Raw genomic sequence first — 13,023 nt, 5'->3', positions numbered from 1 at the left:
CGCGTTTCGTTGCGCGGATCGCAACGAAACGCGACAACTGCGCCGCTTGATGATCAGGCCGGGTTCTCGCCCAGTACGGCCGACCACGCCTCGGGCGAGTCGAGGGTGACGTCTCGCTCGGCCGCACGCGCTTCTGCCGCGCGCACGTCGGCCATCAACGCGAGCGCTCGGTCCCGGGCCTGCGCCTCGACGCTGTCGCCGCCGGCGACGACCGTCACGGTCAGGGTCTCCGCGGGGATGGTGTCGACGGGATAACCGGCCGCGGTGAGCCGTTCGAGGACCTTCTGCCACAGGGCGAGAGCGGGCTGGGTCGTGGCGACGCCGTCGAACACCGAGCCGCGGCGCTTCTCGGCCGCCTTGCGTTCCTCCCATTCCCGGATCTGGGTCTCCAGATCCGAGTGGGCGCCGGACAGCACGCCCGGGGTCCGGCCGGTCACCTTCGACGTGAAACTCCGTGCGACGTCGTCGATGTCGAACGGCGACTCCGGGTCGTCGGCGGCGATGCGCGCGTGGAACAGCACTTGCAGCAGGAGGTCGCCGAGTTCTTCACGGAGCTCCACGGGGTCACCGGCCTCGATGGCGTCGAGCAACTCGTAGACTTCTTCGAGCAGGTAACGCCGCAACGAGTGGTGCGTCTGGGTGCTCTCCCACGGGCCGTTCCGACGCAATGTGTCCATCAACGCCACGGACTCGAGAAGCGCCATGCCGGAGACCGCCTGCGCCGCGATGACGTCTTCCCCGCGCGCGATTCGCGCCTGCACCAGCGGATGTTCGGGATCGGTACTGACGAGCACCGATCCCGGATCAACGGGTGCGTCGTCGAAGACGGGTTCGACGTGGTCGAACTCCCACAGCATCGCCGCGGGCACGTCCTCGGTGACCTGCACCGGCCCGGCGAGACATGAGCGTGCCCGAATGGGGATCAGATCTGGCCGTGCCGGGTCCAGCAGCACCACCGTCACGTGACCGGCTCCGGCCGCAGTTGGGTGAGGAAGGTCGTCAGATACTCGATCAGCTCGTCGTCGCGCAGGCGCGCCGACCCCACGCCTCCGGTGCGCGGGATGGGCAGCGTGACCACCGACGTCGTCGCCCGGTAGGTGGCCGACGAGTACAGGCGACGAAGACGCACCTGCTCGCTGTCGAGCAGCGACAGCGGCGAGATCTTCATTCCCTGTCCGGCGAGACCGATCTCGGTGATCCCCCGCTCCCGGCATCGCAGGCGCAGCCGGGCGATGGACGCCAGCCGCGTGGTCTCCACCGGTGGTGGGCCGTAGCGGTCGTTGAGTTCGACGAGGACCGAGTCGACCGCGGCGTCGTCGGTCGCCGACGCGAGCTTGCGGTACGCCTCGAGACGCAGGCGGTCGGAATCGACGTATTCGACCGGGATGTGTGCGTCGACGGGGAGGTCGATGCGCACCTCGCCCGTCTCCCGGGATTCGACGGGCTTCCCGTCCGCGGCGGCACGGTAAGCCTCCACCGCCTCGCCGACCAGCCGGACGTAGAGATCGAAGCCGACGCCCGCGACGTGCCCGGACTGCTCGGCGCCCAACACGTTTCCGGCGCCGCGCAACTCGAGATCCTTCAGCGCCACCGCCATTCCCGCGCCGAGCTCGTTGTTCTGCGCGATCGTCGCCAGGCGGTCGTAGGCGGTCTCGGTCAGCGGCCGGTCCGGGCTGTAGAGCAGGTAGGCGTATCCACGTTCGCGGCTGCGACCGACGCGACCACGCAGCTGATGTAGCTGCGAGAGGCCGAGGTTCTCGGCGCGGTCGACGATCAGGGTGTTGGCGTTCGAGATGTCCAGACCGGTCTCGATGATCGTCGTACAGACCAGCACGTCGTACTCACGGTTCCAGAATCCCGACACCGTGCGCTCGAGCTGATCCTCGCCCATCTGCCCATGTGCGACAACAACTCTCGCCTCCGGGACCATCGCCGCGATGTCCTTGGCCATCTTGTCGATGGTCGACACCCGGTTGTGCACGTAGAAGACCTGGCCGTCACGCAACAGCTCGCGGCGGATGGCGGCGGCGACCTGCTTGGGCGCGTAGGCACCGACGTAGGTGAGCACCGGGTGCCGTTCCTCGGGCGGGGTCAGGATCGTCGACATCTCGCGGATCCCGGCCATCGACATCTCCAGCGTGCGCGGGATCGGGGTGGCCGACATCGTCAGCACGTCGACATGGGTGCGCAGCGACTTGATGTGTTCCTTGTGTTCCACACCGAACCGCTGCTCCTCGTCGACGATCACGAGTCCGAGGTCTTTCCAGACGATCCCGGTCTGCAACAGTCGGTGGGTACCGATGACGACGTCGACCTCGCCCTTCGACATCGCCTCGGCGATCTCGCGTGACTCCTTGGCATCGGTGAAGCGCGACAGGCCGCGCACGCGCACCGGGAAGCCGCTCATCCGTTCGGTGAAGGTCTGCAGATGTTGTTGCGCGAGAATCGTCGTCGGGACCAGGACCGCGACCTGCTTGCCGTCCTGGACGGCCTTGAAGGCGGCACGGACGGCGATCTCGGTCTTGCCGTAACCGACGTCGCCGACGACGACGCGGTCCATCGGCACCGCACGTTCCATGTCGGCCTTGACCTCGGCGATGACCGTGAGCTGATCCACGGTCTCGGTGAAGTCGAAGGCGTCTTCCATTTCCTGCTGCCACGGGGTGTCGGGACCGAATGCGTGTCCGGGCGCGGCGTGGCGGGCGGCATAGAGCTGTACGAGCTCGCCGGCGATCTCGCGAACAGCCTTGCGCGCCTTGCGCTTCGTGTTCTGCCAGTCCGACCCGCCGAGTTTCGACAGCGACGGCTGTTCGCCGCCGACGTACCGCGAGAGCTGGTCGAGTGCGTCCATCGGGACATACAACCGATCGGCCGGCTGGCCGCGTTTGCTCGAGGCGTACTCCAGGACGAGGTACTCGCGCCGGGCACCCGAGACGGTCCGCTCGATCATCTCGACGAACCGGCCGATGCCGTGCTGGTCGTGCACCACCAGGTCGCCGGCGGCCAGGGCGAGCGGGTCGACCTGGTTGCGCCGCTTCGCCGGCAGCCGGCGGCCGTCCCGGACGTTCGCGACCCGTGTACCGGTGAGGTCGGCCTCGGCGACCACCACGAGACCCGCGTCGGGACAGACGATTCCGGCACGCAGCGGCGCGCAGAAGACGGTCACCTCGCCGGGCTGCGGCCGATGTCCGGGTTCGGCGATCACGTAGGGCACCTCGGCGTCGGACAGTCGTTCGCCGACACGCTGCGCGGTGCCCTTGCCCGCCACCACGATCGCCGCCGTCTTGCCGTCGGAGACGTGGGCGCGCAACTGCGCGAACGTCGCCGCGATCTCGCGGTCGTCGCCCCGTGGCGCCGGGCCGGGAGCCAGGTCCAGTTCGAGTTCGTCACCGCTGCCGGTCGCGAGCGGACTCAGGGTCCACCAGGGCCGGCCCGCGGCGAGTGTCGCCTTCCGCACCTCGTCGAGAGACCGGTACGCGCTGGCCTGCAGATCGATCCCGAGGCTCTCCGACGACCGGCCGTCGATCGGCGCCGAGGCGCCCATGGCCGCCGCCGTCCACGACGCCTCGAGGAACTCCGCACCCGTCTTCGACAGATCCGAGGCCCGGGTCCGCACCTTCTCCGGGTCGAGGATGAGGACCCGGGTGCCGTCGGGGATCACCTCGGTCAGCAACTGCATGTCGCCGTCGACGAGCGCGGGGATCAGCGCCTCCATCCCCTCCACCGGGATGCCCTCGGCGAGTTTGCCCAACATCTCGGTCATGGTCGTGTCGCCCGGATCGGCGGCCGCGAGATCGGCGGCCCGCGCACGGACCTTCTCGGTCAGGAGCAGTTCACGGCACGGGTGAATCCGCACCTCGCTGGCCTCGACCTCGGGCTGGCTGCGCTGGTCGGCCACCGAGAACGCACGCATCTCGGTGATCTCGTCGCCCCAGAACTCCACGCGCACCGGATGATCGGCGGTCGTCGGAAAGACGTCGAGGATACCGCCGCGTACCGCGAACTCGCCGCGTCGGCCGACCATGTCGACGCGCTCGTAGGCCATCTCGACCAACTGGGACAGCAGTGCGTCGAAGTCGACCTCGATGCCCTCACGCAGGGTCACCGTGGCGACGTCGGCGAGGCCCGGTGCCATCGGCTGGACGAGCGAGCGAACAGTGGTCACGACGACCCGCAGTGGGGTGTCGCCGGGGTTCGCCAGGCGGTGCAGCACGGCCAGTCGCTGTCCGACGGTGTCTGCACTCGGGGAGAGCCGCTCGTGCGGCAGCGTCTCCCAGGACGGGAACTGTGCGACGGCCCCGGCGTCGTCGAGGAGTTCGCCCAGCTCCGCCGTCAGATCATCGGCCTCGCGGCCGTTGGCCGACACGACCAACAGCGGCGCCTGCGCATCGGTGACCAGGCACGAGACGAGGAAGGGGCGCGCGGCATCCGGCGCGGTGATGTCCAGTCGGCGCTCGTCGCGGTGCTTGTGCACCTCGCGGAAGGACTTGTCCGCACACGCGAGTGTGGCCAGACCGGACAGGGCAGACAGCGTCGACACTCCGTCGATTGTATGGGTCGCCGATCGGCCCGCCCTGCCCGGTCGGCGGACTCGTCCCGACGGAGTTCTCGCCGTCGGCGCCCCTGCCCTACCCTCATCGGCATGAGCGACCGCACCTCCGGCGCGACCTCGCCCCCGATCCGCGTGTCAGACGCGACGATCGACGATTGCGAGGCCGTCGCGGACATCTACGCGCACTACGTGCAGCACACCGTCGCGACCTTCGACTACCTGGTTCCGTCGGTCTCGCAGTGGCATGCCAAGCACGCCGCGATCACCGCTGCGGGCCGGCCGTTCGTGGTGGCCCGCGCGGTCGACGACGGGGTCGAGCACGTCGTCGGATACGCCTACCTGGGGACGTTCCGGACGATGCCCGCGTACGACCTGTCGACCGAGGACTCGATCTACGTGCGGCCCGGTCACGGGGGACGCGGGATCGGCACCGCGTTGATGTCCGCGCTGCTCGCCCGCGCCGACCCGGACAACGTCCGCCAGATCGTCGCGGTCATCGCCGCGACCGGAGGTGAGGGCTCGATCGCACTGCACCGGCGGTTCGGATTCGACGAGGTGGGTCGCCTGCGCGCCATCGGTCACAAGGCCGAGCAGTGGATCGACTGCGTCTACATGCAGAAGGACCTCTGGAGCGGCGACGACGCTTCCGGCGCGGGCAGCTGACCGGCCTGGCCACCGGGTCGGGGTGAACCGTCGCTCAGCGTTCCAGACCTGCGGCCTCGGCGGCCGCGTCGGCCAGTCCGACGCCGGTGCCCTCGTAGATGTGGAACGCCACGTCGGCCCCTCGCTGGAGTAACTCGTCGCGTTCGTCGTCGTACTGCGCGACGACGGCGATGGTCCCGGTGACGCCGAGCTCCTCGATCCGTTCGAGAGCCACGAGATTCGAGCCGTGGAAGGGCATGGCCAGGACGAGCAGTTCGAGCTCGCCGACGCCGACGGCCCGGTCCCAGAAGTCGGTCTCGGTGGCGTCGGCGTCGAGTACCCGGACACCCTGCTCGGCCAGTTCGCTCGCCTTGAGCGGGTCGTTCTCCACGCCGATCACGGGTAGGCCGTATTCGTCGACCAGCCGGTCGTAGACCGAGTGGCCGACGCGACCCATCCCGAGGACGAGAACGCGCGCCGGTGCCAGGACGATCGGCGCGTCGTCGGGGTGCGCCCGGGCGGCGGCCGTGGTCGGGACGAACGCCGAGAGCCGGGTCACCAGGCCCGTGCCGCGACGGTTGACGAGGGTGGAGAACACGAAGCTCCCCGCCACCGCGACCGATGTCACCACCAGCCAGTCCTCGCCGATGATGCCTGCCCCCACACCGGTCGCGATCACGATGAGCCCGAATTCCGAGAAGTTGGCCAGAGCGAGTCCGGTGAGGATCGACGTCCGGCGACGCAGGCCGAACAGCGAGAGGACCAGCGTGTACACCGCTCCCTCGAGCGGCAGCAGGATGAGCAGGAGCAGACCGAGCAGCACGGTCTCGGTCGTCGGCGTGACGTGCAGCCCGATCGACACGAAGAACCCGACCAGCAGCAGCTCACGCAAACCGAACAACGTCCGCGACAGCTCCCCCGCACGGGGGTGAGAAGCGAGGAGGACGCCGATGATCATCGCGCCGAAGTCGCCCTTGACACCCACGGATTCGAAGAGCCAGTAGCCGGGTACGAGCGCCATGACGATCCCGAACAACGTCTGCAACTCGCCGTGGCCGAGGGTGTTCCACAACCGCCGGACGATCCACGCGCCGGGGATCAGCAACACCAGGGCCAGCGCCCAGGGGCTCGGCGGCTCGCCCTGCATGGCGGTCAGATAGACGACGGCGACGATGTCCTGCAGCACGAGGACGCCGATGGCGATCCGGCCGTAGAGGGAATGCGACTCCGACCGCTCGTCGAGTACCTGGACGACGAACACCGTGCTCGAGAAGGACAGCGCAAATCCCAACAGCGCCACCGTCTCCCAGCCCTCGCCGGCGAGCAGCCGCACCCCGATGGCACCCAGGACGCCGAGGAAACCCATTGTGAGCCCGAGGATGACGAGCAGGTTCGCCGCCGTGGTGATGACGACCTCGCGCCGGAGCAGCATCCGCACGTCGAGCTTGAGCCCGATCGTGAACAACAGGATCGTGACGCCCAGTTCGGCCATCGTGTCGATGATCGGCAGTTCGTCGATTCCCGGTGCGTGCAGGATGAACCCCGCGGCGAGGTAGCCGACGAGGGTCGGCAGGCGGGCCACACGTGCGAGGAACCCGCACGCGAAGATGACGACCAGGTAGATGCCGACGGTCTCCACGCGCGGCGCCTCAGCGGGATGCGATGGCCGGCCGGCCGGCGCCGTGCGGGGTCGACATCGGTTGATCCTTCCGGCCGGGGGACGCAGAGTGAATCAACAATAGACGCGGTCCGGGCCCCGTGCCGGGCACCTCGGGTCGGGTGTGGGCCGGGCCCCCGGTCAGGCGTCGTCGACGGTGGTCCGCTTGCGCGATTCGACGTAGTCGGGCCCGACGAGTTCGGGATCGGGTTCGAGTCGGGTGAGCCCGTTCCAGCACAGGTTGACCAGGTGCGCCGCCACGACCTCCTTCGACGGTTCGCGGACGTCGAGCCACCACTGCGCCGTCACCGACACCATCCCGACGAGCGCCTGGGCGTAGAGCGGTGCGAGGGCGGGATCGAAGCCGCGTCGTTCGAAGTCCCCGGCCAGGATGTGCTCGACCTGACTGATCGCGTCGTTCAGGAGACTCGAGTAGGTCGCCGTCTCGTCCGTGCTCGCGGTGCTGTCGCCGCGGACCAGGATGCGAAAGCCGTCGGTGCGCTCCTCCATGTACGTCAGCAGCGCGAGTGCGACCTGCTGGATGCGATAGAGCGAGCGGTTCTTCGACAGCGACGAGGTCACCATCTCCAGCAGGGTCTCCATCTCACGGTCGACGACCACCGCGTACAGACCTTCTTTGCCGCCGAAGTGCTCGTAGACGATAGGTTTCGAGACACCGGCGCGCTGCGCGATCTCTTCGATCGACGTGCCCTCGAAACCCCGTTCGGCGAACAGTCCGCGCGCCACCTCGATGAGCTGCAATCGCCGTTGCGCGCCGGTCATCCGCGCCCGCGGCGCGCGCTGCACCTCCGCCGAACCCTCCGATGGACGCCCGATAGCCATGGGCCCAGCGTAGTGGTGCATCTCGGGAGATTCCGAGCGGTCGCGCGAGGTCGGGTTCAGTACAGGCTGGACCAGTACGACCAGAATCGCACCGCGATCAGCACGATCACGAGGCCGACCCCCGCGACGAGGATGGGGGCGTGATTGCGGGCCAGGGCGAGCGCGACACGGGACCGCGAGGTGAGACCGCTCGCGTGCGCGTTGCGCACGCTGACCAGGACGAAGATCGGCAGTGTGACCGCCCAGACGACCATGCAGTAGGGACACAGCGCCCCGATCGAGTAGAGGCTCGAATAGATCAGCCACCCGATGAAGACCATCGCCGCGGTGACCCCGACCTGTAGCCCCGCCCAGTACCAGCCGGCAAGGCGCGCCCCGGCAAGCAAGGCCATCCCGGTGGTGATCGCGACCGCGAAACCGGCAATCCCGAGCAGCGGATTGGGGAACCCGAATACCGCCGCCTGCGGCTGAGCCATCACCGAACCGCAGCTCAGCACCGGGTTGAAGTTGCAGGACGGCACGTAGTCGGGGTCGGCGGCCAGTTCGAATCGTTCCACGGTCAGCACGAACGCCGCGACGAAGCCGATGGCCCCGCCGACACTCAGCACCCAGGCGACGATGCGCGTCCAGGAACGCACGGCCTCGGCCAGGTGGGCCCGATCGTCGTCGGGTCCGACCTCCGAGCTGGTCAGCGCAGTCTCACTCACCCATCCAGGATGGCACCGCGTCGAGCGGAGATCGACCCACGCCGCGTGAAAGCCACACTGGATCGGTCCAAATGTCGGCAGTCTCGTTCAACTCTGCGTAATGTCGACGCAGACACCGGGGGTGGGACACCGGGGATGGGACACCGACAGTGCAATTGTGGGATTACCTCAGCGAGAACGCCCGATCACTCACTTTTCTGACCTACCAACACGCGTCGCTGTCATTTCAGACAGTGCTCGTGGGTACGGCCGTGGCGATCCTCATCGCCGCCGTGGTCTATCGCCTCCCGCTCGCCAGCGCGCTGACGCTGACGTCGAGCCGTGTGGCGCTGACCATTCCGTCGCTTGCCCTCCTGGCCCTGTTGATCGTGCCGTTCGGACTCGGTGTGACGCCGTCGTTTCTGATGCTGGCCTTCTTCGCCACGCTGCCGGTGATCGGCAACGCGGTCGTCGGCCTACGGTCCGTGCCGCCGGCCGTGGTCGAATCCGCCCGCGGCATCGGGCTTTCGAGATGGCGCATCCTGCTCAGCGTCGAGTTGCCGATCGCCTGGCCGGTGATCCTGACCGGCATCCGCGTGTCGACCCAGATGATCGTCGGTGTCGCCGCGATCGTCGCCTACGTCCTCGGCCCCGGCCTGGGATCGCTGATCTTCAACGGGCTTTCCCGCCTCGGTGGTGCCAATGCACTCGAAATGGCGCTCGCCGGAACGATCCTGATCGTCATCATCGCCCTCGTCTTCGACGCTCTCCTGGTTCTGCTCGGCCGACTCACCATCTCCAAGGGACTCTCATGACCGACTCCGCCACCTCGTCCGCGCCGAACGGCAACAACCGCAACGTCACCGGCGAGTCCATCCGCCTCGACGGCGTGGCCAAACGTTACCGCGGAGCCACCACACCGGCCGTCGCTCGTCTCGACCTGGAGATCGACGCCGGTGACATCGTCGCCTTCGTCGGCCCGTCCGGATGCGGCAAGACGACGACGCTGAAGATGATCAACCGCCTCATCGAACCCACCGAGGGGCGCATCTACATCGGTGGACGCGATGTCACCGCGGAGAACCCGGACAAGCTGCGGCAGTCCATCGGTTACGTCATCCAGTCCGGCGGCCTCTTCCCGCACTGGTCGGTGAGCAAGAACATCGGCGCCATTCCGCGAATCCTCAACTGGGACAAGAAACGTATCGCCGAGCGCACCGAGTACCTGCTCGACCTCGTCGGACTCGACGCCGCGACCTTCGCCGACCGGCTCCCCAAGGACATGTCCGGCGGCCAGCAGCAGCGGGTCGGCGTCGCACGCGCCCTCGCCGCCGATCCCCCGGTGCTGCTGATGGACGAGCCGTTCGGCGCCGTCGATCCGATCACCCGAGCACGCCTGCAGGACAAGCTGATCGCGATCCAGCACGAGCTGGCCAAGACCATCGTCATCGTCACCCACGACTTCGAGGAGGCGACCAAACTCGGCGACAAGGTGTTGATCCTCTCCGAGGGCGGGCACATCGAACAGTTCGCGCCGCCGGAGGAGATCCTGGCCAATCCGGCGAGCCCGTTCGTCGAGGAGTTCGTGGGATCGGGCGCGACTCTCGCCCACCTGACCCTCACCCGCGTCCGCGATGTCGACTTCAAAGAGGTGATCACCGCCCGAGTCGGAGAACCGTCCGGCGCCGTGGTGACCCGCGCGAAGGCGGCCGGCGAGGACTGGGTCGCCGTCGTCGACCAACACGGCCGCCCACGCGCCTGGCCGTCGGTCGAGGAGATCCGCGCCAAGCCGGAGGTCTCCGACTACCTCGACCATCGACTCCCGGTCGTGGCCAAGTCCTCGACGCTGAACGACGCTCTCGACTCGATGCTCGCGACGAGCCAGGGTGGTGTTCTCGTCACCGACGGACGCGGCGCGGTCGTCGGTGCGCTGAACATCGCCTCGGTGATGGAGGCGATCCGCGGCCAACTCGCGACGGTGCGGGAGGACGACGACCACGGCGGCTATCTCGACCACGCCGAGGGTTCGGCTCCCGTCGAGACCCCGGTCGTCGCGGCCGACGACGAGCCCGGCCTGGAACCTGCCGCAGGCGCCGGTTCCGCGACAGCGCCGGTGGGCACGCCCGAGACGAGCGCCGAGCGGTGACGGGTTTCATCGCCGAAGAGGCGAGGATCACCGAGACCGCGAAACCGCCTGCCCCGGAGTCGGTCCCGAGCGGCTTTCGACGACGGCTCTCCCGCATCCCCATCGACGTGTGGTTCGAACCGCTCGTGATCGTGGTCGTCGGCGTGGGTTTCGCCATCTGGTACGCGAACACCACGTTCACCACCACCGAGAGCGCGTCGATGTCGTGGGCCGCGCTGCGCGCCACCATCCTCGATCACATCCAACTGACTCTCGTCGCCACTGTCATCGTCGTCGTGATCGCGATCCCACTGGGTATCGCGCTCACCCGACCGTCGCTCCGGTGGCTGAACCCGATCGCGGTGAACATCGCCAACATCGGGCAGGCGGCGCCGGCGATCGGTCTGCTGGTGCTGTTCACCTTCTGGCTCGGGACCGGTTTCAACACCGCCGTCGTCGGCCTGGTCGTCTACGCGGTGCTCCCGATCCTGCAGAACACCATCGTCGGATTGCGTCAGGTCGATCAACGGACCGTCGAGGCATCCCGGGGCATCGGCCTGTCCGCCGTCCGCACCCTCGTCCAGGTCGAACTCCCGCTCGCCGTACCCGTCATCCTCAACGGGGTGCGGACCGCACTGGTGATCCTGGTCGGCACCGCCACCCTCAGCACGTTCATAGGCGCGAACAGCCTGGGCACGCTCATCACCACCGGCATCACGCTGTTCCTGCCCAAGCTGCTGGTCTCGGGCGCGATCCTGGTCGCGCTGCTCGCCATGACGATCGACTGGCTCGGGCGCCTCGTCGAACTCGTCGCGACACCACGGGGGATCGCATGATGACACGGTCGCAGTCGGCCCGCTCGCTGCGCTCCCGGCGCCGGTCACATTCGGCCCGCTCGCTGCGCTCCCGGCGCCGGTCACATTCGGCCCGCTCGCTGCGCTCCCGGGCACTCGCAATCCTGGCCGCGTCGGCGGCCCTCGTGATGACGCTGTCGGCGTGTGGTCTGGTGAGTTCGTCCGGAACCTTCCGTCCCGCTTCCCTTCCCGGCGGCGAACGTCCGCTGGAGGGTACGTCGGTGGCCGTGACGTCGAAGAACTTCACCGAACAGGTCCTGCTCGGCAAGATCACCGCGACGTATCTGGCGGCGGCCGGGGCCGACGTCGACGACCTCACCAACGCGCCGGGTTCGATGTCCTCGCGGCAAGCGGTTCTCAACGGTGACGCCGACATCGTGTGGGAGTACACAGGCACCGCCTGGCAGACCTATCTCGGTGAGACGGAGACCATCGCGGACCCGCAGCAGCTGTACGAGCGCGTCCGTGACGCCGAACGCGCCAACGGTGTCGAGTGGCTACCGCCTTCGTCGTTCAACAACACCTACGCCTTCGCCGCCTCGGCACCGACGGCCGAGCGGTTGAACGTCACCAAGATGTCCGACATCGCGAAGCTGCCCGAATCCGAGCGGACGTTCTGCATCAACGACGAGTTCCTCTCGCGCGCCGATGGCTTCATCCCCATGCTGGAGGCCTACGACATCCCGCTCGACGCCCCCGGCGGCGTGCCCAAGAGCAACGTGACGACCATGGACTCCGGCGTCGTCTACACCTCGACCGCACGGAGCGAACCCTGCAACTTCGGCATGGTCTACTCCACCGACGGCCGGATCAAGAACCTCGACCTCGTCGTCCTAGAAGACGACAAAAAGTTCTTCCTGCCCTACAGCGGCTGCCTCGTGGTGAGCACCGGCGTCAACGACGCCAACCCGGAAATCGCCGAACTCATGGCTCCCGTGTCGGCGAAACTCACCGACGAGCTCATGCAGGAACTCAACGGACTCATCGATATCGACGGTGCCGACCCCTCCGACGTCGCCTACGACTGGCTCGTGAAAGAAGGCTTCATCGTCCCGGTCGACTGACCGTCGACTCACAGTCAATGAGACTGGCTCGGTGCGTAGACCGTCATCCAATGCGGGTGCAGGCGAAAGTAGATGACCTCGACGTCCCAGTCGAACGCATCGTCGCCGTAGATCTTCTTGAAGTGGGCCACCAACTCGGGCCAGTCATCGGCGCGGTCGCCGTCGAGCGGGTTGAGGATCTCGACCGTCCCGTGGGTGAACACGCCGAGCTCCTCGCCCTGGATGTGAGCCGCGCTGGCGGCCGGGCGGGCGGCGAGGTGCCGAGCCTTCGCAGCAGTGCGCGCCGTGCCGAAGACCCACTTCCCGTGGAGGAAATGCCCGTCGACGGCGCTGATCCTCGGCTCGCCCGCCGAGGTCACGGTCGACAACGCGAGAACACGCATGCCCGTCAGGATCTCGACCAATTGCGGTGCGCCGACCGTGTTCTCGCTGCTGATGATGGACCGCAGATGATCAGTCGATCGGGACAGAGACGCGTCGAGAAGGGTCTGCAGTTCTTGTAGTTCATCCGGGGTCTCGTACATGGTGGACGTCCTCGTTGGCTGCTCGTCGGCGACGACCGTCGTCACCGGAGAACCTCATGGTGCCACCGGGACCCGG

Annotated in this window: 11 protein-coding genes; 5 read left to right on the top strand and 6 right to left on the bottom strand. The window is 67.9% G+C overall.

The features are described 5' to 3' along the window. Nucleotides 1–53: 53 nt before the first annotated feature. Both GR168_RS07220 and mfd read right to left on the bottom strand, forming a co-directional pair. Entirely contained in the window at nucleotides 54–962 is a 909-nt protein-coding gene (locus tag GR168_RS07220) for a MazG family protein (protein ID WP_159370417.1), read from the bottom strand. Then, on the bottom strand, nucleotides 959–4,540 hold the full coding sequence (gene mfd, locus GR168_RS07215) for a transcription-repair coupling factor (protein ID WP_159370416.1): 3,582 nt from the start codon (nucleotides 4,538–4,540) through the stop codon (nucleotides 959–961). Before mfd ends, GR168_RS07220 begins: the two co-directional genes overlap by 4 nt. Nucleotides 4,541–4,642: 102 nt before the next feature. Here mfd and GR168_RS07210 point away from each other — a divergent pair, with 102 nt between their 5' ends. Beyond that, on the top strand, nucleotides 4,643–5,215 hold the full coding sequence (locus tag GR168_RS07210; protein ID WP_159370415.1) for a GNAT family N-acetyltransferase: 573 nt from the start codon (nucleotides 4,643–4,645) through the stop codon (nucleotides 5,213–5,215). 34 nt (nucleotides 5,216–5,249) lie between these two features. Here the strand turns inward: GR168_RS07210 and GR168_RS07205 are convergent, their stop codons facing one another. From GR168_RS07205 to GR168_RS07195, 3 genes are all read right to left on the bottom strand, one after another. After that, a complete protein-coding gene (locus GR168_RS07205) occupies nucleotides 5,250–6,833 on the bottom strand; it encodes a cation:proton antiporter family protein (RefSeq protein ID WP_159370414.1) in 1,584 nt (527 codons plus the stop codon). Nucleotides 6,834–6,992: 159 nt separating this feature from the next. Further along, on the bottom strand, nucleotides 6,993–7,694 hold the full coding sequence (locus GR168_RS07200) for a TetR/AcrR family transcriptional regulator (RefSeq protein WP_068971913.1): 702 nt from the start codon (nucleotides 7,692–7,694) through the stop codon (nucleotides 6,993–6,995). 56 nt (nucleotides 7,695–7,750) lie between these two features. Further along, a complete protein-coding gene (locus tag GR168_RS07195; RefSeq protein WP_159370413.1) occupies nucleotides 7,751–8,401 on the bottom strand; it encodes a vitamin K epoxide reductase family protein in 651 nt (216 codons plus the stop codon). A gap of 149 nt (nucleotides 8,402–8,550) precedes the next feature. Between GR168_RS07195 and GR168_RS07190 the strand changes: the two genes are divergently transcribed. The 4 genes from GR168_RS07190 (at nucleotide 8,551) to GR168_RS07175 (ending at nucleotide 12,423) form a co-directional block, all read left to right on the top strand. Beyond that, nucleotides 8,551–9,195, top strand: coding sequence for an ABC transporter permease (locus GR168_RS07190; RefSeq protein WP_159370412.1), 645 nt, complete (start codon nucleotides 8,551–8,553; stop codon nucleotides 9,193–9,195). After that, nucleotides 9,192–10,526, top strand: coding sequence for an ATP-binding cassette domain-containing protein (locus tag GR168_RS07185; RefSeq protein ID WP_137810734.1), 1,335 nt, complete (start codon nucleotides 9,192–9,194; stop codon nucleotides 10,524–10,526). Before GR168_RS07190 ends, GR168_RS07185 begins: the two co-directional genes overlap by 4 nt. Beyond that, nucleotides 10,523–11,341: an ABC transporter permease gene (locus tag GR168_RS07180; protein WP_058250826.1), complete on the top strand. Its 819-nt coding sequence runs from the start codon at nucleotides 10,523–10,525 to the stop codon at nucleotides 11,339–11,341. The genes GR168_RS07185 and GR168_RS07180 overlap by 4 nt, the downstream gene beginning before the upstream one ends. Nucleotides 11,342–11,487: 146 nt before the next feature. Next, nucleotides 11,488–12,423, top strand: coding sequence for a glycine betaine ABC transporter substrate-binding protein (locus tag GR168_RS07175; RefSeq protein WP_078112134.1), 936 nt, complete (start codon nucleotides 11,488–11,490; stop codon nucleotides 12,421–12,423). A gap of 14 nt (nucleotides 12,424–12,437) precedes the next feature. On the opposite strand, the gene GR168_RS07170 is transcribed toward GR168_RS07175, so the two are convergent. Continuing rightward, nucleotides 12,438–12,947, bottom strand: a complete 510-nt coding sequence (locus GR168_RS07170; RefSeq protein ID WP_159371861.1) for a pyridoxamine 5'-phosphate oxidase family protein — start codon at nucleotides 12,945–12,947, stop codon at nucleotides 12,438–12,440. Nucleotides 12,948–13,023 lie beyond the last annotated feature (76 nt).

The sequence above is a fragment of the Gordonia sp. JH63 genome (genome assembly GCF_009856645.1).
Lineage (GTDB): Bacteria > Actinomycetota > Actinomycetes > Mycobacteriales > Mycobacteriaceae > Gordonia > Gordonia hongkongensis.
This window is presented reverse-complemented; position numbering and strand designations above follow the sequence as displayed.